Origin of the sequence: Thermovenabulum sp. (genome assembly GCF_049701175.1) — a bacterium.
Lineage (GTDB): Bacteria > Bacillota > Thermosediminibacteria > Thermosediminibacterales > Thermosediminibacteraceae > Thermovenabulum.
Genome location: NZ_JBNATW010000025.1, coordinates 1 through 22,971, shown reverse-complemented (window position 1 = coordinate 22,971; position 22,971 = coordinate 1). Strand labels below are relative to the sequence as shown.

The 22,971-nt window shown below is 38.3% G+C and carries 19 protein-coding genes and 1 pseudogene; 10 read left to right on the top strand and 10 right to left on the bottom strand.

All coding sequences use genetic code 11. From position 1 onward, the window contains the following. Window positions 1–64: 64 nt before the first annotated feature. Window positions 65–244, bottom strand: a complete 180-nt coding sequence (locus ACPLVF_RS09110) for an RCKP-type rubredoxin-like domain-containing protein (protein WP_424907524.1) — start codon at window positions 242–244, stop codon at window positions 65–67. Between the two features lie 179 nt (window positions 245–423). Here ACPLVF_RS09110 and ACPLVF_RS09105 point away from each other — a divergent pair, with 179 nt between their 5' ends. Beyond that, window positions 424–1,635, top strand: coding sequence for an iron-containing alcohol dehydrogenase (locus ACPLVF_RS09105; protein WP_424907523.1), 1,212 nt, complete (start codon window positions 424–426; stop codon window positions 1,633–1,635). Window positions 1,636–1,843: 208 nt separating this feature from the next. Here ACPLVF_RS09105 and ACPLVF_RS09100 read toward each other — a convergent pair whose 3' ends face one another. The 4 genes from ACPLVF_RS09100 to spoVB form a co-directional block, all read right to left on the bottom strand. Continuing rightward, a complete protein-coding gene (locus tag ACPLVF_RS09100) occupies window positions 1,844–2,734 on the bottom strand; it encodes a patatin-like phospholipase family protein (RefSeq protein WP_424907522.1) in 891 nt (296 codons plus the stop codon). Between the two features lie 133 nt (window positions 2,735–2,867). After that, window positions 2,868–3,143 carry an HU family DNA-binding protein gene (locus tag ACPLVF_RS09095; protein WP_424907521.1) on the bottom strand — a complete coding sequence of 92 codons (276 nt, stop codon included), beginning with the start codon at window positions 3,141–3,143 and terminating at the stop codon, window positions 2,868–2,870. An 85-nt stretch (window positions 3,144–3,228) separates the two neighbouring features. Next, the gene (gene mazG, locus ACPLVF_RS09090) at window positions 3,229–4,017 is read right to left on the bottom strand and encodes a nucleoside triphosphate pyrophosphohydrolase (RefSeq protein ID WP_424907520.1); all 789 of its coding nucleotides are present in this window, start codon (window positions 4,015–4,017) and stop codon (window positions 3,229–3,231) included. A gap of 5 nt (window positions 4,018–4,022) precedes the next feature. After that, on the bottom strand, window positions 4,023–5,624 hold the full coding sequence (gene spoVB, locus ACPLVF_RS09085; protein WP_424907519.1) for a stage V sporulation protein B: 1,602 nt from the start codon (window positions 5,622–5,624) through the stop codon (window positions 4,023–4,025). 253 nt (window positions 5,625–5,877) lie between these two features. On the opposite strand from spoVB, the gene pckA reads away from it, so the two are divergent. Next, on the top strand, window positions 5,878–7,416 hold the full coding sequence (gene pckA, locus ACPLVF_RS09080) for a phosphoenolpyruvate carboxykinase (ATP) (protein ID WP_424907518.1): 1,539 nt from the start codon (window positions 5,878–5,880) through the stop codon (window positions 7,414–7,416). Between the two features lie 21 nt (window positions 7,417–7,437). Here pckA and spoVT read toward each other — a convergent pair whose 3' ends face one another. Together spoVT and mfd are read right to left on the bottom strand one after the other, a co-directional pair. Beyond that, complete coding sequence (gene spoVT / locus ACPLVF_RS09075; RefSeq protein WP_424907517.1) at window positions 7,438–7,998, bottom strand: stage V sporulation protein T; 561 nt, start codon at window positions 7,996–7,998, stop codon at window positions 7,438–7,440. A gap of 63 nt (window positions 7,999–8,061) precedes the next feature. After that, window positions 8,062–11,601 carry a transcription-repair coupling factor gene (gene mfd / locus ACPLVF_RS09070; protein WP_424907516.1) on the bottom strand — a complete coding sequence of 1,180 codons (3,540 nt, stop codon included), beginning with the start codon at window positions 11,599–11,601 and terminating at the stop codon, window positions 8,062–8,064. Window positions 11,602–11,746: 145 nt separating this feature from the next. Here mfd and ACPLVF_RS09065 point away from each other — a divergent pair, with 145 nt between their 5' ends. Next, window positions 11,747–11,968 carry a sulfurtransferase TusA family protein gene (locus ACPLVF_RS09065; protein WP_424907515.1) on the top strand — a complete coding sequence of 74 codons (222 nt, stop codon included), beginning with the start codon at window positions 11,747–11,749 and terminating at the stop codon, window positions 11,966–11,968. On the opposite strand, the gene ACPLVF_RS09060 is transcribed toward ACPLVF_RS09065, so the two are convergent. Further along, window positions 11,965–12,867, bottom strand: coding sequence for a selenium metabolism-associated LysR family transcriptional regulator (locus ACPLVF_RS09060; RefSeq protein WP_424907514.1), 903 nt, complete (start codon window positions 12,865–12,867; stop codon window positions 11,965–11,967). The genes ACPLVF_RS09065 and ACPLVF_RS09060 overlap by 4 nt on opposite strands. A 197-nt stretch (window positions 12,868–13,064) precedes the next feature. Here ACPLVF_RS09060 and ACPLVF_RS09055 point away from each other — a divergent pair, with 197 nt between their 5' ends. From ACPLVF_RS09055 to ACPLVF_RS09040, 4 genes and pseudogenes are all read left to right on the top strand, one after another. Further along, a complete protein-coding gene (locus ACPLVF_RS09055; protein ID WP_424907513.1) occupies window positions 13,065–13,745 on the top strand; it encodes a YeeE/YedE thiosulfate transporter family protein in 681 nt (226 codons plus the stop codon). 60 nt (window positions 13,746–13,805) lie between these two features. Further along, window positions 13,806–14,033, top strand: coding sequence for a sulfurtransferase TusA family protein (locus ACPLVF_RS09050; RefSeq protein WP_424907512.1), 228 nt, complete (start codon window positions 13,806–13,808; stop codon window positions 14,031–14,033). A gap of 11 nt (window positions 14,034–14,044) precedes the next feature. After that, a pseudogene (locus ACPLVF_RS09045) lies at window positions 14,045–14,590 on the top strand (YeeE/YedE thiosulfate transporter family protein). A gap of 77 nt (window positions 14,591–14,667) precedes the next feature. Then, window positions 14,668–15,897: an FAD-dependent oxidoreductase gene (locus ACPLVF_RS09040; RefSeq protein ID WP_424907511.1), complete on the top strand. Its 1,230-nt coding sequence runs from the start codon at window positions 14,668–14,670 to the stop codon at window positions 15,895–15,897. Window positions 15,898–15,927: 30 nt separating this feature from the next. Here ACPLVF_RS09040 and ACPLVF_RS09035 read toward each other — a convergent pair whose 3' ends face one another. Beyond that, on the bottom strand, window positions 15,928–16,230 hold the full coding sequence (locus tag ACPLVF_RS09035) for a hypothetical protein (protein WP_424907510.1): 303 nt from the start codon (window positions 16,228–16,230) through the stop codon (window positions 15,928–15,930). A 189-nt stretch (window positions 16,231–16,419) separates the two neighbouring features. Between ACPLVF_RS09035 and dnaE the strand changes: the two genes are divergently transcribed. From dnaE to ACPLVF_RS09020, 3 genes are all read left to right on the top strand, one after another. Then, window positions 16,420–19,599 (top strand): DNA polymerase III subunit alpha, encoded by a 3,180-nt coding sequence (gene dnaE / locus ACPLVF_RS09030; protein ID WP_424907509.1) that lies wholly within the window; start codon window positions 16,420–16,422, stop codon window positions 19,597–19,599. Window positions 19,600–19,705: 106 nt separating this feature from the next. Next, on the top strand, window positions 19,706–20,950 hold the full coding sequence (locus tag ACPLVF_RS09025; protein WP_424907508.1) for a DNA methyltransferase: 1,245 nt from the start codon (window positions 19,706–19,708) through the stop codon (window positions 20,948–20,950). Next, complete coding sequence (locus tag ACPLVF_RS09020; RefSeq protein WP_424907507.1) at window positions 20,950–21,624, top strand: MjaI family restriction endonuclease; 675 nt, start codon at window positions 20,950–20,952, stop codon at window positions 21,622–21,624. Before ACPLVF_RS09025 ends, ACPLVF_RS09020 begins: the two co-directional genes overlap by 1 nt. 31 nt (window positions 21,625–21,655) lie before the next feature. Here ACPLVF_RS09020 and ACPLVF_RS09015 read toward each other — a convergent pair whose 3' ends face one another. Further along, a complete protein-coding gene (locus ACPLVF_RS09015; protein WP_424907506.1) occupies window positions 21,656–22,885 on the bottom strand; it encodes a DNA methyltransferase in 1,230 nt (409 codons plus the stop codon). Between the last annotated feature and the right edge of the window lie 86 nt (window positions 22,886–22,971).

Sequence of the window (22,971 nt, the reverse complement as noted above, 5' to 3'; positions counted from 1 at the left end):
AATAAAAGTAAAAAAGCGGTTTTTTACCGCTTTCTTATATCTCAAACAAATAGTAAATTTAAACTTATTCTTTGCTTTTGCAGCATCTTCTGGTCTTTTTCTCCTTTTTTTCCTCAGCGGCATCTTCAGTTGCTTTTGCCTCAACCTTTGTGAAGCTGTCTTTTGCCTTGCATTCAGGACATACTTTGGGTTTACACCTTGTCTCCTTTTCAAAACCGCAAATGGAACATTTAAAAAGTGCCATTTATAAAACCTCCTAAAACTTCTTCCTTAATTCTTAGTGTATTATTGAAATAAATAGATGTCAATCCATAAAAAATTAGCTGTATGAATATATGCCACATTAGTCTATTTACAACCAGACTAATTTATAATATAATAAAATCACATTGTTACATTTTTCACAATGGAGGGGTTATGATCATGTGGGAAACCAGAATCAATCCTTACAGAGTTTTTGAGCTCCGGTGCAAGAATACCACATACTTCGGTATTGGGGCAATACAGAAGATCACTGACATACTGGATGTGTTAAAGAAAAAAGGTATAAACAAGGTACTTCTGGTAACCGGAAAAAACTCGTATAAAACCAGTGGCGCCTGGGCCGTGGTTAAACCAGCACTGGAAAAGATGGGATTTGATTATTTAATCTACGACGGTGTTGGGCCCAATCCTACCGTAGACATGATCGACGAGGCCGCAGAAATGGGCAAAGGATTTGGAGCCCAGGCCGTTATAGGTATAGGAGGTGGCAGTCCCATCGATACTGCCAAAAGTGTGGCAATCCTGCTGGTGTACAAGGATAAAAACGGGAGGGATCTCTACGAGCAGAAGTTCATTCCGGAAAAAGCTGTACCCATCATAGCTGTAAACCTGACCCACGGCACCGGCACCGAGGTAGACAGGTTCGCTGTGGCCACGATTCCTGAGAAGAACTATAAACCCGCCATCGCTTACGACTGCATCTACCCTATGTTCGCCATAGACGATCCTCAGCTCATGACCAAACTCGACAGGGCCCAGACTATATCGGTTACCGTTGACGCCCTGAACCATATAACCGAAGCCGCCACTACCCTGAGCGCTTCTCCGTACAGCATCCTGACTGCTAAGGAAACGGTAAGGCTTATAGCCCGGTACCTCCCCGTTGCAGTAAATGAGCCGGAAAACCTCATCGCCCGCTATTACCTGCTTTACGCTTCAGCTCTGGCCGGTATCTCCTTCGACAATGGTTTGCTGCACCTCACCCACGCCCTGGAGCACCCCTTGAGCGCGGTAAAACACGAGCTTCCCCACGGTCTCGGACTGGGAGCCCTTCTCCCAGCTATCATAAGGGCTATATATCCGGTATCAGCTGATGTGCTGGCCGACGTTTACGCCCCGATCGTTCCTGACCTGAAGGGCGTGCCCGGCGAAGCCGATTACGCAGCAAAAAAAGTAGAAGAATGGCTCTTTACGGTCGGCTGTACGCAGAAACTCTCCGATTTCGGCTTTAACGAAGCCGACATCCCCGTACTCGTCGACCTGGCAATGACAACTCCGTCGCTAGGGCTTTTGCTTTCCCTATCTCCCGTTGAAGCCACGAAAGAGCTTATCGGGCGGATATACCAGGAATCACTTCATCCTATAAGTTAAAAAAGGGCGCCTAAAATGGCGCCCTTTTTTCTGTTGACATTAAATAGTATAAAGGTATATAATATTATCAGAATACATGTATACATTTTAGGGAGGGAATTTAATCATGTTAGATGTTATCATTAGTAGCGAAGATATTTTTAAAAGATTAGAAGATTTTTTTGACGATTATATTTTCAGTTCAGCCTTTATGGAGCATTGAACACAATCATTCTAATAAATAATTCTTTATCTTTGTTAAATTATCCTCAGCTATTTTTTCTCCTAATTTTACAATCTCCGGTATATAGTAGTAATCTGTATATCCCACACCGGATATTTTTGGAGTAATATAATAAGCAGGAAAATCCTTCTTTTTGAGCTTTATTATCTCATCAGACATAATATCTATACAAGAAAAAATTATATCCGTCATGGTCTCTGCTCTATTATTCCCATTCATTTGCGATAAATCCACGGCAATCACCTTTTTTGCCCCCATCTCAAAAAGGATATCTACAGGAACGTTGTTAATTATGCCACCATCTACCAGCTTACGCCCTTCAATCCTTTTAGGAATAAAAATTGCAGGCAAAGAAATACTGGCCCTTACAGCTTCAGATATTTTTTTGCCACCAATAAATACTCTTCCTGTTTCATTTTTACTTTTTATATTTTTGCTGGAACAGAATACTATTTCTTCTCCCGTTTCAACATCTGCGCTCACAATAAAAAGTGGAATTTCTAAATCTTCAAACCTCTTTCCTTGAAAAAGTTCGTCAAGATATTTCTCAATTCTTTCCCCTTTAAAAAGCCCTTCCGGTCCTTTTACAAGCATTTTTGTTTTTTTGGTAGATAGAAAATAAATAAAAACACCTATATATGCTAATAAAAAAGCCGGGTCTAACATTCGCCAGGGCTTTAGCCTCATAAGTTCACAGATAAATTTATCAAAATCTATATTCATTGCTGCTACAGCCCCTGCAATGCTCCCAGCACTTGTCCCCGCTATCATATCCGGGTATATACCGTTTTCATACAGTACCTTCAAAATCCCAAGATGCACTGCACCCCTTATCCCGCCGCCGCTTAATGCTATGCCCAACTTATTTTTTATCATTTTAAACCCCCTTTTCCTATTCTTCGATAAAAATATATTCTTAAAAAGTCAATTTTATCCTAATTTTTTAGATGTACAGATAAAAAGACAGGCCGTTTTAAGCCTGTCTTTTTATTTTCCATTTAACATAATTTTACTTATTGATTCCATCTCTTAAAGCTTTTCCTGCTTTGAAGACGGGAATATTAGCAGCGGGAATATCAATTTCTTCTCCTGTTTGCGGATTGCGACCCTTTCTTGCACTCCTTTCCCTTACTTCAAAAGTGCCAAATCCCACAAGCTGAACCTTGTCTTTCTTTGCCAAAGCCTCCGTTACTGAATCGATAAATGCATTTAAAGCCTTTTCCGCATCCTTTTTTGTAAGTCCACTTTTTTCTGCCATTGCCGATACGAGATCTGCTTTATTCACCCTAATTCCCTCCCTGAAAATTTCTATTTTGTTCTATTTTCTTATTCTCCACAAAAAGCCAAATTCCTTCAAAATAAAAGGCAAATTAAAACTTTTTTTCTTTATTTTTCCCTTCTTCCCATAAAATATCCATTTCCCCTAAGGTCATTTTTCTTAGGTCTTTGCTTTGCTTTTTTGCTTCATCCTCAATATATTTAAACCTCCTGATAAATTTCTTAGTAGCATCCCGCAAGGCTAATTCGGGGTCAACTTTTAGAAAACGAGCTACATTTACCACTGCAAAGAGCAAATCTCCTATTTCTTCCTTTATTTTCTCACTTTTTTCACTTTTATATACTTCCTGTATTTCCTGCAATTCTTCCTGAACTTTGCTAAATGCCCCATCAACATTTTCCCAATCAAATCCTACCCGTGCAGCCTTTTCCTGAACTTTATACGCTTTCATTAAGGCTGGCAATTGTTCCGGAAGCTCAGACATGGATTCGGCATAGGATGAAAAATCTTTTTCCTCTTTCTTTATATCTTCCCAATTTTTTAATACTTCTTCGGGGGTTTCTGCTTTTACCTCGCCAAAAATATGGGGATGCCTTCTTATCATTTTATCGCAAATCTTTTCTATAACGTCGTAAATATTAAACCTTCCCTCTTCCTCTGCTATCCTGCTGTGAAAAACTATCTGCAAAAGCAAATCTCCTAATTCCTCTTTTAAAACTTCAGGATTTTTTAAATCTATAGCATCGATAACCTCATAAGCCTCTTCTATTAAAAAGGGTTTCAATGATTCATGGGTTTGAGCTTTATCCCATGGGCATCCTCCCTCTCCCCGCAATTTTGCCATTATTTCTACTAATTTTTCAAATCCTTTATTAGTCAACGCCATCATCTCCTTAAAATATTAATCTTCTTAACGATTCTGGCTAATTTTTCCCCAAAAGGTAAAGCCAAAAGTTCTGACTCCTCAATCCCACCGACAAGCAAAAGGGAGAAAATGTAGATTGTAACCCCTATTGCTATGCTGAAAAGTGTGCTTAAATTTTGTCCAACTCCTTTTGCAAGAAATAATTTAAAAGAATAATTTACAAAAGCTCCCATAAATAATGCCGATATCCCTGGCCTTATTATCATTTTCCCAAAATCAAGGCGCATTCCCGAATACCTCATGGCTGCAGCAAAATTCAATAAGGAAGCAACCGCATACCCTAAAACGGTGCCAAAAGCAGCTCCTCTGATATTAACTGTAGGAATTGCCGTTAAAATAAAATTTGCAATTATCTTGCTCAAAGCCCCCAGTAAAAGATTATATACAGGGATTGCAGTCTTGCCTACTCCTTGTAGTATGCCAGTAGTAGTCTGCTGGAGAGAAAGAAATATTATACCCCATGCCAAGATAGAAAGGGGTATTCCTGCCTCCTGATTTTTATAAAGCAGTATTGAAACGGGAGTAGCTAAAACATAAAGCCCAATAGCAGCCGGGATGGCAAACATTAAAGCAATTCTGACACCCAACTGGGCCCTTTCGGAAGCCAATTTAACATTATTTAAAGCCATTGCTTCAGATATGGCGGGCACCAAACTCGCTGAAAGGGAAATGGTTACAATGGCAGGCAAGTTAATCAATGGTGCTGCCATTCCCGTAAGCTGTCCGTAAAGTTCCGTCGCCCGCGTTATAGAAAAACCGGCTATCTGCAATCTTTTCGGAACAATTGCAGCATCAGCCAAATTCATTACAGGAATAATAAGTCCGCCGAGGGTAATGGGTACTGCAAAAATTAGTAAGTCTCTAAAAATTTTTATAGGATTATCAAGCCTTTTTTCTAAATCCTCACTAATTTTTACCTTAATCTCCTTTTGTTTTGAATAATAAACTGCAATAAGCACCAACAAGCCTAAAACCGCACCAACAACGGGTCCAAAAGCCGCCCCTGCAGCAGCATATTCCACCCCTTTAGGAAGCAATAAGGAGGCCAATAAAAATACCGTTGCCACCCTGCCTATCTGTTCCACCACTTGGGAAACCGCAGAAGGCGTCATATCCTGCAGCCCCTGAAAAAATCCCCTGAAACTTGACATTATTGAAACGAAAAATATGGCAGGAGCTATACTTATCAAAGGAAAATAGGCCTTTGGATTACCAAGTACGTTTACCGACAAGTAACGCGCATAAATTATTAAGATTGCGGTTGATATAAAACCAATGATACCGAGAATGGCAAGGGATACTTTAAAAATTCTAAAAGCATTTTTATACCTTTTCAATGCCACATTAGAAGATACCAACTTCGAAATTGCCGTAGGCAGACCAGCAGTGGAAACGGAAAGTAGTGTAACGTATATGGGGTAAGCCATCTGATAAAGCCCCATCCCCTCATCCTTTATCATCATTGCTAACGGTATACGGTAAACGGCTCCCAAAATCTTTACTATGAATCCTGCAACGGTCAAAACAAAAGCACCTCTTAAAAAAGAAGTTCTTTTTTCCATGTAAATGATGCTCCTTTACTTAATATTTTGCTAAGACGAATATATAATATCATTTATTTCTTATCCCCTCAAGGTTAATAAATATAGGTTGTGTCATAAGTAGTGTATCAAAAATAAATTTTTATCATAAATTTATGTGTATAATTTGTTTTTTATGATATAATTATTTGTATAATGACTCATTAAATACAGCATATTTACGTCTATATTTTCTAAAATGTATGTATATTTTAAAGGGAGGAATATATAAATTATGTATAAAATAAGTGACTTACTGCCAAATTTAAAAAAAGTTCATCACAACCTTCCCGTGTCTAAATTGGTTGAAGAAGCTGTCAAAAGAGGCGAAGGGGTCCTTTTAGAAAACGGCGCTTTTTTGGTACATACGGGAAAGTACACGGGACGTTCTCCAGAAGATAAATTTATCGTAGACAGCGAAACCGTCCACGACGAGGTTTGGTGGGATAACAATAAACCCATATCGGAAAAGAATTTCTTAAATCTACTTTACAGAATGCAGGCATACTTTCAAAATAAGGATGTTTTCGTTTTTGACGGATATGTATGTGCTGACCAGAATTTTAAGAGGCCATTAAGGGTAATTACCGAATACGCCTATCAAAGCCTTTTTGCGAGGCAGCTTTTCATAAGAGAAAAAATAAATGAAGGTTTTTCCCCTGAAATCACGGTAATTTGCGCACCTGGATTTAAAGCAGACCCAAAGATAGATAAAACCAATTCCGAGGCGTTTATTATAATAGACCTTGAAAAAAAGATAATTCTAATAGGTGGAACCCAATACTCAGGCGAAATAAAAAAATCGGTATTTTCCCTTTTAAACTATATTATGCCCAAGATGGGCGTATTCCCAATGCACTGCTCTGCAAACATTGATGACAACAACAATACCGCACTGTTTTTTGGACTTTCAGGGACAGGGAAAACTACTTTATCAGCTGACCCAGATAGAAAATTGATTGGTGATGATGAACACGGGTGGTCCGATAACGGTATCTTCAACTTTGAAGGCGGTTGCTATGCAAAATGCATTAACCTTTCAAAGGAAAAAGAACCACAAATTTATAATGCCATAAAATTCGGAACTATATTAGAAAATGTTGATTATTCTGAAGAAGATAGGATTCCGGACTACACCAGCAATTACTATACAGAAAATACCAGAGCCGCATATCCCGTAGAATATATACCAAATGCGGTCATACCGGGCATAGGCGGACATCCAAAGCAGGTATTTTTCTTAACTGCCGATGCTTTTGGAGTCCTTCCTCCGATAGCAAAACTTACAAAAGAACAGGCAATGTTTTATTTTATCTCGGGTTACACCAGTAAATTAGCAGGAACAGAAAGAGGGATAACCGAACCCAAAGCTACCTTTTCCGCATGTTTTGGTGCACCTTTCCTGCCTTTACACCCTTATGTTTATGCACAATTCTTAAAAGAAAAAATTGAAAAATTCGGTACCGACATATACCTTGTTAATACCGGTTGGATTAAAGGACCATACGGAATTGGAGAAAGGATAAATCTTAATATAACAAGGGCAATAATAAAAGCCGCTTTATGCGGCTTCCTAAAAAATGCAGAATATGAAAGGGAAGACGTATTTAACCTTATGATTCCAAAATACTGCCCTCAGGTGCCTTCCGAAATACTAAACCCTCAGAATTGCTGGCAGGATAAAAAAGCCTATTACGAATACGCGATAAAATTAAAAAATAGTTTTTTGGCCAATGCATCAAAATACAACTTACCGGTGGAAATTTTAAAATAGCAGCGTAAAGCTGCTATTTTTTTACTGTTCCATCTGCCTTGATAAAAATCCGGCCGCGGTTTCGGCCACCTTTACTTCCAGTTCACCCATAGCTACATTGGGTTCCTTAGAAAGAAGTATTACAGCGCCTATGGGATCGCCCTCAGCTATTATCGGTACAATTACCTGGCTTGTATACCTTATCTTACCATCTTCATCATCGGTAGTTATTTTTACATACTCTTTTTCCGATGTTTTGCTTATTAAAACCGTTTTTCTCTCATTCATCACTGCTTCTAAATCGGAGCTTATGGGTTTTTCCATCAATTCCTTCTTTGGTGCACCCGAAACGGCTATTATGGTATCTCTATCCGATATACACGCTATATGACCTAAGGAGTCATGGAGGGCTTCAGCGTATTCCCTTGCAAAATCTCCAAGTTCGCCTATAGGAGAATATTTTTTGAGGATAACTTCGCCTTCTCTATCCGTAAATATTTCAAGAGGATCGCCTTCGCGAATCCTTAAAGTCCTGCGAATTTCCTTTGGTATAACAACCCTCCCGAGGTCATCTATGCGGCGTACTATCCCCGTTGCTTTCACCTTTTCCCCTCCTTTTTACTTGGTAAATGCTTTCATCATTAGTATTAGTGTTACCACCCTTTTTTATTCATTGTAGGGAATGAAGAGAAAATCCGCCATATCTTTTAAAAGTTCCTCGATTCTAACAAAAAGCTTGTGGTCTTCGCAATTTTTGGCTCTTATTGAAAAGGAGGGTACAGTAGTTCCTGAAAAATTTATCCTGTTTTTAAATGCTGCTACTATTTTTAAATAATCCTCTACATTTAGAGCATCCCTGCTCTTAAATTTAAAAACGATATACTCATCATTTCTTATAATATTTGAAATTTTTAATTTCTTCGCGAGTATCCTCAGCTTTGCTATATTTACGAGATTCCTCACATGCTGAGGAATGTCGCCGAAGCGGTCTTCTATTTCCTCTTCTAAGTCTTCAGCTTCTTTTAGGGTTTCCAAGCTTGCAATTCGCCTGTAGATTTCCATCCTATGGGCTTCATTTTGAATATAATCTTCAGAAATAAAAGCATTGACCTTTAAGTCTATTACAGGTTGAATTTCCTCTTCTTGCTTTATTTCTCCCTTTAATTCTCTGACCGCTTCTTCTAAAAGTTTGCAGTATAAATCATATCCAACAGCCATCATATGGCCGTGTTGTTCGGTTCCAAGAACATTGCCCGCCCCTCTTATTTCGAGGTCTCTCATGGCTATTTTGAATCCTGCTCCAAATTCAGTAAACTCCCTTATCGCAGCAAGCCTTTTTTCCGCCTGTTCTGTTAAAACCTTATCCTTTTTGTAAGTAAAATATGCAAAAGCCTGCCTGTTTGAACGTCCTACCCTGCCCCTTAACTGGTAAAGTTGCGAAAGTCCGAATCTATCCGAATTGATTACAATCAATGTGTTAACATTAGGTATATCAAGCCCACTTTCAATAATAGTAGTGCACACCAATACATCGTATTCCCTATTGTAAAATTTAAACATCACTTCCTCCAATTCGTCCTCATCCATCTGCCCGTGTGCTACAGCAATTTTTGCTTCAGGCACCAAAAGGGAAAGCCTTAATGCCTCTTCTCTTATATCCTGGACCCTATTGTATACGTAATACACCTGTCCCCCTCTTGAAAGTTCCCTTAAAATTGCATCCCTTATAAGGGAATCATTGTATTCCACCACATAGGTTTGTACCGGAAACCTATTTTCCGGCGGAGTTTCTATGAGGCTCATATCCCTTATTCCGCTCAAAGCCATGTGGAGGGTTCGCGGGATAGGAGTTGCCGTCATGGTAAGCACGTCTACGTTCTTTTTTAACTGCTTTATTTTTTCTTTATGAGCAACCCCAAACCTTTGTTCTTCATCGATTATAAGAAGCCCTAAATACTTAAATTTTACATCTTTTTGTAAAAGCCGGTGGGTGCCTATTATTACATCTACTGCCCCATTTTTCAAATCCTTCAAAATAGATTTTTGTTCGGCCTTAGATTTGAATCTACTTATAACCTCAACCCTTAAAGGAAAAGGTGCAAACCTTTCTGAAAAAGTCCTGTAATGCTGCTCTGCCAATATTGTTGTAGGCACAAGTACAGCGACCTGTTTTCCATCCATTACTGCTTTAAAAGCAGCTCTTAATGCCACCTCCGTTTTCCCATACCCTACATCACCGCATATTATTCGGTCCATACATCTGTCGCTTTCCATATCCCTTTTTACTTCCTCAATAGCAGTAAGCTGGTCGGGGGTCTCCTCATAGGGGAACATTTCCTCGAATTCTTTTTGCCATACTGTATCCTTCGAAAAGGCATGGCCTTTGATCCTCTGTCTTGCGGCATATAGCTCAATAAGCTCCCGGGCCATTTCCTTTATTGACTCTTTGACCTTTGCTTTAGTCTTATTCCACTCACTTCCCCCAAGCTTGTTCAATTTAGGAGGCTTATCCTCAGGGCTGATGTATTTATAAATTAAGTCCACCTGATCTGTTGGGACGTAAAGTTTATCTCCTCCCAAATACTGAAGGGCAAAATAATCCCGTTTGCTGCCTTCTACTTCCAAGGTTTCTACACCCAAGTACCTGCCTATACCGTGGGTAGCATGAACAACGTAGTCCCCCGGTGTAAGCTCGTCTATTGCAGTAATCTTCTTTCCCTTTTTTGTTATATATGGCTTAGCCTGTTTTATTTTTGGTTTACCATAAACATCAATATCGGAAATTATTGCTGCCCTTATTTCCGGAATCTCAAAGCCTTTTCCTATGGAACCGGGAATAACTACAATTTGAGAAGGTAAAAGTTCCTCCGTAAAGGTGTTGTAAAAAACTGCTTCTATCTCCTTTTCCCTTAATGCTTTGACAAGGTGTTTTCCCCTTTCTTCGGTACCCGATAAAATAATTACTACAAATTTCCTTTTTTTATAATTTAATATGTCCTCCAATAAAAGTTCAAACTTACCGTTAAAAGCAGTAACAGACCTAAACTGAAAAGAATAAAGCCCACTTATCTCAAATTCCTTTGGTATCCTGGGAAACACGGAAATATAAAAAGTTGTGTATTTTTTCAGCTCTTCGATAATTTGATCAGGTGCAAAATAAATTTCTGATGCGGTAGGGAGTATCTGCCCCTTTTCCAAGAGCCCTTTATAAGTTTCTTCTATTTCAAAGGACATATTTTTAGAGCTTTCTAAGAGCCTGCTGGGTTCAATAAAAAATACAAAAGGCGGATGGGAAAAATAATCCAAAAGAGAACAAAGTTTTTTATATAAATACCCTATATAAAGCTCAGCAGACTCAAAAAAGACTCCTCTTTCCATCTTTTCTATATGTTGGGCCACTTTTTCTTCAAGAGAGTCAAAAAGCTCCTTTTTCCCCATGGAATAAAAGGCATTTCTCTTTTCTTCCAAATCCTGTGAAACCTTTAGTGCCGCTTCTTTCCCTATCTCCTCGTCAAATACGACTTCTCTTGCCGGAAATATCCTTATTTTTTCTAATCTGCCAAAGGAGCGCTGGTCTTCTATATTAAACTGCCTTATGGAATCTATCTCATCTCCGAAAAACTCTACCCTGTAGGGAAATTCGGAGGTTAGTGGGAAAACATCTAAAATGCCTCCGCGGACCGCAAACTGTCCCTTTCCTTCAATCATTTCAACCCTTTCGTAGCCCATTTTTAAGAGTTTAAATACAACATCTTCTAAAATCGCTTCTTGTCCGTATTCAAGGGTTAATGTGATATTTTTCACTATTTCAGGCGGCATGAGCTTATTAATAAGGGCATTTAATGGGGCCACTACTATCTTAGAATTTTCGTAAAGCAGGGCTTCCATAACCGATAGCCTTTGAGCCGTAAATTCAAGGCTTTTTGCCTCGGTTTCATAGGGTATTACGTAATTGGAGGGGAAATACAGCACATGGCTTTTGCCTATGAAAAACTCAAGGTCTTCTGCAATTCTCTTTGCTTCCAAGGCATCTGGAACCACTATCAAAAAATTTTTTTTCCAAAACTTCTCCCTTAGCCCCGCTATAATAAAAGACTTTTGAGAATCGGAAAGGCCGTAAGCAAAAAAGCCCTTTTTACCATTTTCGATGTCTTTTGTTATCTTATTGAAATCTTCAATCTTTTCACAAAATTTTAGCGCAAACATATTCTCTCCTTAAATATAAAAAAATTTCCTCTCTTAGAGTATAACTCAAAGAAGATTAATTATACAACAAAAAATTGTTTTTTAAAACTTAATATTTTATACTTTAATTGAAAGGATTTTAAATTTTGTTGGGGAGAGTATTCTTATGAAACACTTTATAAATGCAGTGGGGGACACATGCCCCGTTCCTCTTTTCAAAGCCGAAGAAAAACTAAAAAAAATAGGCAAAGGCGATGTAATTATTTTAGATACTGACCACAGCTGTGCAGCTATAAATATAAAAAATGAAATGGAAAAAAGGGGTATTAAGGTAAAAATAAAAGAGATAGATAACGGAATCTGGCAGGTATATATAAAAAAAACTTAACAAAATCCGCGGCTCGGAAGGCGCATAAAATGGATAAAGGCTTTTGCAAGTTTATTTTTTAGCTTATCTTCTTTATATGCAACGTAGATTTTCTGTTGTATATTAACACCTTCTATTTTTAATGCTACAAGCGTTTTATTGTATAACTCTTTTTTTAACGCTATTGCAGGCATTATTGATATGCCGTGCCCCGCCTCAACCGCCGCCTTTATAGAATCAATACTGCTCAATTCCATCACCACATTTAAATCGCTTATTTTAATCCCGAGGGACTCAAAGGTTTCTTTTATGATTTCCCTAGTGCCAGACCCTTGTTCCCTCATAATTAGCGGTTCCTTTAAGAATTCCTCCAATGTTATGCTGCTTTTGTTACTCCAGCAGTCATTATTAGGTGCTATTACCAACAGCTCTTCCGTAGCTATTTCTTCGGTTATTATCTCTCCCTTAGGCCTTTTACCCTCTATAACGGCCACATCTATTAATCCGTTTTTTAGCTCTTCTTCCACCTGTCTTTTATTCCCAACCCTCAATTTTATATTTGCCTCCGGGTATTTTTCTTTAAAAATAAATATACTGCACGGTACAGCGTAACCGCCTATTGCCGAAGTTGCTCCTACAACCAAAAGACCGCTTATCGACAACCTCAGCGTATCCATTTCCTTTTCTAAATCCTCACAAAGTTTTACAACTTTTGACGCATAGTGATATAAAATTTTCCCTGCTTCCGTCAAATTAATCCCTTTATTAGTCCTTTCTATCAGCTGAACGGAAAAATAATTTTCTAACTGTTTAATCTGCTGGCTTAATGCCGGCTGGGTAACGAAGAGCTTTTCTGCAGCCTTCGAAAGCGTCCCGCATTCAGTAACAGTCACAAAGGTCTTCAATAAATTTACGTTCATCAATAACCACCTTTCAGTTTTTCCCGACAGTAGGATTTTTGTGAAATCATTTGCAATATTATTATATCACATTTTATTAATATAAATTATTCTTATACCACTATAATTTTTTACAATTTTACATTATTTTTTAATCGTTTTATAATATAACCAAAAGAGAAAGTGAAGGCCTTCACAACACTAAGGAGGTGTTGGTTTTGGAACAACCCCAAAAATCATTAAAATCTAAGGTCCAAACGGCTAAGCCCAAGGCTGTTCCCAAAAAGAAAAGTCAATTGGGTTACGGAATTGGACTTTTGGCAGCAATTATAGTTTTTGGAATATTCCTGGCGAACATTAAAGCACCCCTTGCCATAAGATGGATGATAGGAATTGCTTTGGGTTTTGTCCTGCAGCGCTCCAGATTCTGTTTTACAGCTGCAACCCGCGATCCCTTCCTCACTGGAAGCACATCCTTATTACGAGCTGTTTTAATAGCAATTATGATCGCAACCGTAGGTTTTGCGGCAATTCAATATAATGCATTTTCTGCAGGAAAACCAATACCCGGCAACATAAGCCCTGTTGGCGTCCACACCATTATAGGCGGCATCATTTTCGGCATCGGTGCAGTAATAGCAGGCGGCTGTGCTTCAGGAACATTAATGAGGGTAGGAGAAGCTTATATAATGAATATGATTGCACTTGTCTTCTTTATCGCAGGATCTGCCCTCGGTGCTTATCATTTTGGATGGTGGAAAGCTAATGTTATAAAAAATGCTCCATCTATTTTCTTACCTGACGTATTAGGATGGCCACTGGCTTTCTTTGGACAATTAGTGCTTCTTTTTGCACTATACTGGTTAGCCCTTTGGTGGGATTATAGAAAAGCTGAATAAAAAAATTAATTTAATTAATAAAAAATCAAAAAAAATTATTAAAGAAAGGAGATATAAAATATGGCTGAAGTACATCTTGATTGCCTCGGTGAAGCTTGCCCAGTTCCTTTAATTAAAACCCAAAATAAATTAAAAGAGTTGAATATTGGCGATATTTTAATCGTTGAAATTGACCACAGCTGCGCTATGAAAAATGTACCGGAGTGGGCAAGAAAAGAAGGTTACCCTGTGGAAATCGAAGAAATTGAAGAAGGGCACTGGTATATTTACATTGAAAAAAATAAGTAAGGGGGGTTACCGTGAGTAAATATCAGGAAGAAGCGGAAAAGCTTAAAAAGGCCCTCTTAAAAGATGCATTTCCCTACTGGCTCGGTGCTATTTTCCTCGCCATATTAAACATCGTGATTTTTATACTGACAAATCACGGCTGGGGTGTAACAACATCTTTCGCCCATTGGGGTGCATGGATAGCAAAAGCCTTCGGTGCCCATCCTGAAACCTGGGCTTTCTATCAGAATGAAGCCAATGCAAAAGCTTTGGCCGGTGGTTTTTTAAATGACGGCGGTTCTATTCAAAACTTAGGAATAATCTTCGGTGCATTACTTGCAGTTTTATTGGCATCTCAATTCAGGGTAAAAAAGATTAAAAGCGTAAAACAAGTTATTGCAGCCGTAATAGGCGGCCTTATGATGGGTTACGGCGCAAGGCTTTCTTACGGCTGAAATATCGGTGCACTTTTTAGCGGCACGGCTTCGATGTCGCTTCACGGCTGGTTATTTTTCCTCGCAATGTTTATAGGTGCATACTTTGGTTCCAAGCTTTTAGTAAAATACTTTTTAACATAAATATTTCGGCGGGGTATTTACCCCCGCCGAAATGCGTAATAGGGGAAAATGAAAATTTTAACAAGGAGGAAGAAGCTATGCCAAAAAATATTGAAAATTACGATGTGGTAGTAATAGGCGGCGGCCCTGCGGGAATGACCGCGGCCATATACTGCGGAAGAGCAAGACTAAACACCCTCCTTTTAGAAAAATCCCTTATGGGTGGTCTTGCGACTTACACAAACGAGATCGAAAACTATCCCGGTTTCCCTGAAGGCAACACCGGCACAGGCCTTATGAAGCTTTTTGAACAGCAGGTGAAAAAATTCGGTGTAAAAATAAAATACGCAGAAGTTACAGGTGTTGAATTAGAAGGGGAGACAAAAGTCGTTAAAACCTTTAGAACCGATTACCATGCAAAAGTGGTTATTATAGCAACCGGCGGCAAACCCCGTTTAACCGGGGCTAAAAATGAAGAAAAGTTCCTTTTCGGTAAGGGAATTTCCTTCTGCTCCACCTGCGATGCTGCGTACTATACTGGAAAAGACGTGCTTGTAGTCGGTAGCGGCGATGCAGCAATCGAAGAATCCATTTTCTTGAGCAAGTTTGCAAATAAGATTTATATTTCCGTAATTCACGATGTAGGCATAATGGATGCGAACAAGGTTGCCCAGGAACAGGCTTTGAAGAATGAAAAACTTCACTTTATATGGAATACCATGGTTGATGAATTTGTAGGTGGAGACACCCTTGAAACAGTTATTCTGCGGAATGTAAAAACAGGGGAAAAAATACCGGTAAAAGTAGACGGATGCTTCCTTTTCATCGGCTACCTGCCGAACACTGACATATTTAAGGGTATATTAAATATGACCGAAAGGGGCTATATAATAACCAACGAAAACATGGAAACCAATATACCCGGTGTATTTGCCTGCGGAGACGTAAGAGAAAAAACTTTAAGGCAGGTTGCCACATCCGTAGGTGACGGTGCCATAGCAGGCTTCATGGCTGAACGCTATATAGCCGAAACGGAAATGTTCGAAAAAGAATTTAAAGGAGTAAAAGGGCCACAATTAGTTTTATGCTACGACCCAACAGACGCTTTATCAAGAGAAAAAATGACCGTTGTGGAAGAATACAGTAAAAACCATCCTGAAGTTAAATTTAATAAGATAGATGTATACAAAGGGAAGAGCATGGCTCAAAGACTCGGCATCAAAGGAGAACCTAGCCTTGTTGTAATGTTCGACGGAGAAATAAAGGAGATCATTCCCATTCACGATATTTCTGCAACTTCCATAGACGAAAAATTATCACTGCTTTAAATAGAACCCGGGAAACCACCCCGGGTTTTTTTATATTTTCATTTTATATACAAAAAGATTCCACAGCAAATGTACCAAGCTTGATAAAAAGTATCCCGCAAAAACAGAATACCCCATTTTAACTATAATGTAAACAATTATCCCAAAGGACATATGGCTGAAAACAGCAAAAAATGCTGCGGCTACATTCATCTTCCTTTTTCCATCCCTGATAAAATCAAAAATGCACTCCACAATCCCAAAGGCAAGGTGAGAAAACAAAAGGCTTCCCTTAATAAATAATGCCGCAAAGGTTTTTAAAAACTCCTCAAATAAAGGTGCCCAAAAAACCATAACTTTTTCTTTATAAAACCTATAAAAGAAACTATTTATACAAATAGAAATAGCTGCTGCAAAAAGGCCCGCCCAAAAGCCTTTTACCTCATAAATAATTTTTCCCCCCTAAAATTATTTTCTCTTTTAAATTGCGCATTTTTTGTATATAATATTATCGAACATTTGTTTGCTTCAGGAGGGATTTAAATGGGATTTTCTCATCTTCACATACATACGGAGTACAGCCTTTTAGACGGATTTTGCCGGATAAAGGATTTAATAAAAAAAGCAAGGGAATTAAACTTCAGCTCCCTTGCCCTTACGGACCACGGAGGCTTGTACGGAATGGTGCCCTTTTACAAAACCTGCATAGAAAGCGGAATTAAGCCAATAATCGGCTGCGAAGTTTACGTTGTTGATAACATGAAAAAAAAGGAAAATAAGGAATCCCCAAATCACCTGACTTTACTTGCGGAAAACGAAGAGGGTTTAAAGAACCTCTACAGGATAATAACATCCTCACATCTCGAAGGTTTTTATTTCAAACCCCGCGCGGATAAAGACCTTTTAAACCGTCATTCCAAGGGATTAATAGCTTTGAGTGGCTGTATAAAAGGAGAGATCCAGGAACTAATCCTAAAAGACGATATTGAAGGTGCAAAAGCTGCCTGTACAAATTACAAAGAAATTTTTGGCAGGGACGGGTTTTTTTTGGAGCTTCAATACCATGGACTCCCTTTAGAAAAAAAGGTTAACTTTTGGCTTTTAAAATTATCTCAAGAATTAGGACTTGAAACCGTAGCAACAAATGATGTCCATTTTATAGCAAAAAGCGACTTTACCCTTCATCAAGTACTAATGGCAATAAAGACCCTTTCCGTAGTAGGAGAATCCCCTCAATACATAACTCCCGAACACTACCTTAAATCCGAGGAAGAAATGTCAAGGATTTTTGCTGAAATCCCAAAAGCCCTTTCCAACACCGAAGAAATTGCAAAAAGGTGCAACGTAAAACTCAACCTGAACACAGTAAATTTGCCAAACGCCAGGGTGCCGGAAGGTTACTCTGAAAAAGAATACCTCAAAAAAATGGCCTACGAAGGTGCTGCAATCCGATACGGCAGCCCCATACCTCCCGCAGTTAAGGAAAGGCTGGAATACGAACTTTCAATAATAGAAAAAACGGGTTTTGTCGGATATTTTTTAATAGTAAAGGAAATAGTGGACTTCGCCAGAAAAAACGGCATTATCGTAGGACCGGGAAGGGGATCTGCCGCAGGAAGCCTTGTCGCCTACTGCCTTTTTATAACCGATGTAGACCCTATAAAACACGGCCTCCTTTTTGAAAGGTTTTTAAACCCCGAAAGAATAAGCCCTCCCGACATAGATATAGACCTTTGCCATATGGGAAGGAAAAAGGTGCTGGAATTTATACGGAAAAGGTTTGGCGAAGAAAATATAGCCCATGCAGGCGCCTTTTCCACCCTGCAGGCGAGGGCCGTTCTTCGGGACACAGGCAGGGCTGTAGGGCTTTCCTATGAAACCATTGATAAAATAACCTCCTTAGTCCCTTATTCCGCCATTGACTTGGAAAGCCTTATAAAAGAAAACCCTAATTTTAAAAAATTAATTTCTTCCGATGAAAAAGCAAAAAAGGCATTTTTAATAGCAAAAAAACTGCAGGGCCTACCCCGCCATATGACCCAGCATTCCGCAGGAGTCGTCATAGGAGACAAACCTTTAACCGAATACGTGCCCCTCGAGAGGGCTTCGGGAGAAGAAATAATCACCCAGGCAGACATGTACGCCTTAGAAGACTTAGGCCTTGTAAAAATCGACCTTTTGGGACTCAGGTTTTTAAGCGTAATAGACAGCACCTTTAAATTTATAAAAAAAACAAAGGGGGTAAAACTTTCTTTAAAGGATATACCTTTAGACGACCAAAAAACCTTTGAAGCCATAAAAAGTGGAAACACTACCTCCACCTTCCAGTTGGAATCAAGCGGCATGAGGACACTCCTTAGAAAAGTAAAGCCCGAAAGCATAGAAGAAATTTCCGACGTCCTCGCCCTTTACAGGCCTGGCCCGTTAACAAGCGGCATGACAGAAGAATACGTTAAAAGGAAAAGGGGAGAAAGCCGGGTTACCCTTCCCCATCCCCTTTTAAAGGATATTCTTTCTTCTACTTACGGGGTTTTCATCTACCAAGAGCAATTAATGCAGGCAGCAAACATTATAGCTGATTACAGCCTCGGTGAAGCTGACCTTTTAAGGCGGGCTATAGCCAAAAAAGATAAGGAAACAATCGAAAGGGAAAAACCAAAATTCTTGGCAAGAGCAAAACAAAAAGGAATAGATGAAAAAACTGCTTTGGAAATTTTTAAAATCCTTGAGGCTTTTGGAGATTATGGCTTTAATAAATCCCACAGCATTTCCTATGCATTGGTTGCCTATTATACGGTTTACCTGAAGGTTCACTATCCCGTAGAATATTTTGCTTCCCTTCTAACCCTGTATATGGACATTCCATCCAGGCTTCAAAGATACCTTTGCGAGGCAAGAAACCTCGGAATAAAATTTCTGCTACCGGATATAAATAAAAGCTTTATCGGATTTTGCCCGGAAATTTATAAAGGAGAAAATGCCATACGCACGGGACTCGGACTTATTAAAAATTTAGGGCCTCAGGGTATAAAAGAAATTTTAACTATAAGGGAAAAGGAACCCTTTTCGGGATTTTTCAATTTCGTAAAAAGGGTGAATAAAAAAGTTGTTAACATAAAGTCCCTTGAATTTTTAATACTTGCGGGATGCTTTGATTCTTTCGGCATACCAAGGCCCGCTTTGCTCCTTGCGTTAAAAAAAGTTTTAAAGGAAAACAAATCTAAAGAGGACGGACAGCTTTCCTTTGATAATCAGGTCTCTCCTCTTGACCCTTTGATAAACGACGTAATGCTTTCGGATTTTTCTCCAGCGGAAAAGCTGTCCCATGAACTCAAGGCTTTGGGCCATTACATCACAAAGCATCCTATGGAATTTTTCGAAAATACCGCATCCAAAATAAGGACCCATAACTTAAGCCAAATAAACGAAATGCAAAAAAGGACTAAGGTATGCGTTGCGGGAATAATAACGGATAAAAGGCAGGCCCGCACCAGAAGCGGTGAAAGGATGCTTTTTGCAAGCTTTGAAGACCTTACCGGAAATCTGGAACTGGTTTTATTCCCTGAGGTAATAAAAAAATACGGCCTCTACCTTGAGTACTCCCATCCCTTAGCGGTATGGGGAACCACCGATATAAACGATGACAGGACCCCAACCATAGTAGTTGAAAAGATACTGCCCCTTGAAGAGGTCTGCTACCTTTCAAAAAATTCAACAGCGTAAATTTTATTTAACTCGAACATCTATAAAAAAGCAAATGCTATAATATAATATATGCCAGCATAATATTTTACAGTTATCACAATGAGGTGATGAAAGGAGTTTAAAAATGATTAATTGGGGAAAAGTCATTATCGGTGACAGCCGAAATATGTCCGAAATTGAAAATCAAAAAATAGATTTGATAATTACATCTCCTCCTTACTGGCACATAAAAGACTATGGCGTTGAAAACCAAATAGGCTACGGACAAACCCTCCACGAGTACCTAAAGGATTTATATAGAGTATGGCAGGAATGTTTCAGGGTATTAAAAGAAGGTAGAAGGCTTTGCATTAACATAGGAGACCAATTTGCACGTTCTTTAATATATGGTAGATATAAAATCATACCCTTACACTCGGAAATTATAGCTCAGTGCGAAGATATCGGATTTGATTACATGGGCTCTATAATTTGGCAGAAAAAAACCACAATGAACACAAGTGGCGGCGCAAATGTAATGGGTTCATACCCTTACCCCCCAAACGGAATGATAGAAATAGACTATGAGTTCATTCTTATATTTAAAAAACCTGGGAAGAATACTGAAAAAGTACCTCCCGAAATAAAAAAAATGTCAATTTTAACAAAAGAAGAGTGGAAAGAATATTTCAGCGGTCACTGGAACTTCAAAGGGGAAAGGCAAGTAGAGCATGAAGCTATGTTCCCCGAAGAGTTGCCTTACAGGCTTATAAAAATGTTCTCTTTTGCAGGTGAAACAATACTAGATCCCTTTTTAGGAAGCGGTACAACTCTAAAGGTTGCTTTAGACCTTGGAAGAAATGGTATAGGGTATGAAATTAATCCAAAATTTATAGATATCATTGAAAAAAAACTTGGAATTAAAAATACTAGTTTCCTGCATCAGATAGAAATAATAAAGAAAGAGGATAAAATTAATCCCGTTACAACAGACTATATTCCCAGAATCAAAGACGCTTCCCCAATAGTTGACCCAAAGCTCATAGATTTTGATAAAGAAAAATACTACAATGTTTCTGAAATAATTTCCGCCGATACAGTAAAGCTTGACAGTGGGCTAAAGGTAAAATTTTTGGGAGTAAAAATAAAAAAGGATAAAGAAAAAGAGACCCTTGATTATCTTAAAAACTACATCCTAAATAAAGAAGTGTTTTTAAGGTTTGACAGTGAATCGCAAGTTAACAATAACACGACAGAAGCTTATATTTTTTTAAAAAATAAAATATTTGTGAATGCCTATTTGGTAAAAAGCGGACTTGCCTCCGCTGATCGCGAGATTTCACATCGTTTCAAGGAAAAATTTGAAATGTTAGAAGGGGATAGAGAATAATGGCAAAAGAATGGATATTAAATATGGCTACAAATAGATGGGGTCTAAACAAAAAAAGTATGGTAGGGCCGGTGTCCCAGTGGATAAGGGAAGTATCACCAAAAACACCAGAAGAATGGGAAAAGGCTTATTTAAAACTATTAGAAGAAAGATTAATTAAAAACGAAAAAGACTTAAATCTAACAGCTAAGGAATATTTAGAAGATATAGGAAGAAAGCTTTTTGTAAAAGTATCCGAGGTAATACGTTCGGAAATCGAAGAAGTAACAGAAGAAGATTGTATAAATTACATTTATCAACTCGTAATAGATAGGACATTCCAGGGATACATGACAGAACGCGAGACGATATACGGTCGCTTAGAAAAGGAATTAGGGGTAAAAATATTGCCTGCCCCCGACGAATGGGACAGGTTATACAATGTAGATTTTTATATAAAAATAAATGACAAATTCATAGGAATTCAGATAAAACCCATAACTTACGAACATACGCCACAGCTACATAACTGGTTAGAGTGGTTATCTAAATCCCATTCAAAATTTACTAAACAATATGGCGGAAAGGTTTTTGTAGTCTTTTCCATTACTTCAAACAATGGTAAAAAAGAAATTTACAACAAAGAGATTATTGAAAGCATCAGAGAAGAAATAAACAGGTTAAATTCAATATAAGCTAAACTTACTTATATATCTATTCTTGATTTTATATTTTACTGAACACCACAATCCTGTTTGTATTTGTTCCTAAATGGTTGTTTTCAATCCCCCATATTTTGGAAGTCTTTGTAAACCTTTGAAGGTTTACCAAAACACCTTCACAGGTAAATCCTGCTTTTATTCCCAAGGGTATCACGTATTCATCCAAAGCCACTTTACCCTTTTTTATCTCCCCCACTTCAAAAGTCACATATCCGCCTTTTTTGGTTATCCTGTAAAGCTCAAAGAAAACCTCCTGCATAATACCGCACCATTCTTCAATATTTTTTGCCATGGTAATTTTTTTTGAAATTTCCTCCGAATCTATCCCGTTAAACCAGCAGCGGAGCCAGTTGTCCTGGTGATACTGCACCATATCCAAAAAAGGCGGCGAAGTCACCGTTAAATCTACAGAATTATCGGCTATATCCTTAGTATCCCTTGCATCCTTTGATAAAAAAAGTCCCGTTTGCCCTGCGAAGTAAAGATTCTTCTTTTGTTCTTCTGTAATTTTTCTAAGTAAGCTCCTGGTTTTTTTCAGAATTATTTCTTTCGTATTTTTATATTGCGGCTCCTGATTTAATTTCTCGTTTATCTTTTTTTGCCTTTCAGGAGAAACCGCCTGATTGGGTGGGAGCGTGTAAACAGAAAAAAATCCGGAAGAATGACCAGACAGCCTATTTGTAGCCACCATCCTTATCCAAAGGTCAATTTTATCCTCGTTGCCCTCATCCCTTTTTTTATTCAAATACTCCCTTAAAGAAAGAATTTCCTTTAAGGTTTCGGGATGATAAAACATCGAAAGGTCCATATCGGACTCTATGTCTTTCTTTATAGGAATTTCGTTAAGCCTTTTTTCCACTTCATGCAAATCAGGTATAAAAAACCTGGGTTTTGAGAGGATTTCACTTAAAGGGTTTATATCATTAGAAATAATCCTTCTTCCCAAAAGCCCCGCTTCTATAACGGTAGTGCCCCTTCCGCTGAAAGGATCGTAAACCACATCATTTTTTTTAGTAAAAATATTTATAAAAAACCTCGGAAGCTCCGGTTTAAAACACGCCCTGTAAGATATTTCGTGAATAGAAGAGCTTTGCCGCTGTTTCGAAGTCCAAAATTCATCAAAAATGCGAGGAATATTATGGCCCTCATGTTCTATAAATTCTAAACTTACGTTTTCTGAATCGAAAATACTTATGTTTTTATCATAATTTTTAATTAAATTTAATATTTTCACAATAAATTCCCCCAAAAAAATTTAAAAAGTAATGTCAATATTCTATGAAAATGTCACCTAAACATAGGTAGATATATTCTGAGAAA

What these genes read in the sequence shown, in the direction of transcription:
- ACPLVF_RS09110 (WP_424907524.1), bottom strand. Translation starts at nt 244, where the DNA reads ATGGCACTTTTTAAATGTTCCATTTGCGGTTTTGAAAAGGAGACAAGG.
- ACPLVF_RS09105 (WP_424907523.1), top strand. Translation starts at nt 424, where the DNA reads ATGTGGGAAACCAGAATCAATCCTTACAGAGTTTTTGAGCTCCGGTGC.
- ACPLVF_RS09100 (WP_424907522.1), bottom strand. Translation starts at nt 2,734, where the DNA reads ATGATAAAAAATAAGTTGGGCATAGCATTAAGCGGCGGCGGGATAAGG.
- spoVB (WP_424907519.1), bottom strand. Translation starts at nt 5,624, where the DNA reads ATGGAAAAAAGAACTTCTTTTTTAAGAGGTGCTTTTGTTTTGACCGTT.
- pckA (WP_424907518.1), top strand. Translation starts at nt 5,878, where the DNA reads ATGTATAAAATAAGTGACTTACTGCCAAATTTAAAAAAAGTTCATCAC.
- mfd (WP_424907516.1), bottom strand. Translation starts at nt 11,601, where the DNA reads ATGTTTGCGCTAAAATTTTGTGAAAAGATTGAAGATTTCAATAAGATA.
- ACPLVF_RS09065 (WP_424907515.1), top strand. Translation starts at nt 11,747, where the DNA reads ATGAAACACTTTATAAATGCAGTGGGGGACACATGCCCCGTTCCTCTT.
- ACPLVF_RS09060 (WP_424907514.1), bottom strand. Translation starts at nt 12,867, where the DNA reads ATGAACGTAAATTTATTGAAGACCTTTGTGACTGTTACTGAATGCGGG.
- ACPLVF_RS09050 (WP_424907512.1), top strand. Translation starts at nt 13,806, where the DNA reads ATGGCTGAAGTACATCTTGATTGCCTCGGTGAAGCTTGCCCAGTTCCT.
- ACPLVF_RS09040 (WP_424907511.1), top strand. Translation starts at nt 14,668, where the DNA reads ATGCCAAAAAATATTGAAAATTACGATGTGGTAGTAATAGGCGGCGGC.
- ACPLVF_RS09035 (WP_424907510.1), bottom strand. Translation starts at nt 16,230, where the DNA reads ATGGTTTTTTGGGCACCTTTATTTGAGGAGTTTTTAAAAACCTTTGCG.
- dnaE (WP_424907509.1), top strand. Translation starts at nt 16,420, where the DNA reads ATGGGATTTTCTCATCTTCACATACATACGGAGTACAGCCTTTTAGAC.
- ACPLVF_RS09025 (WP_424907508.1), top strand. Translation starts at nt 19,706, where the DNA reads ATGATTAATTGGGGAAAAGTCATTATCGGTGACAGCCGAAATATGTCC.
- ACPLVF_RS09020 (WP_424907507.1), top strand. Translation starts at nt 20,950, where the DNA reads ATGGCAAAAGAATGGATATTAAATATGGCTACAAATAGATGGGGTCTA.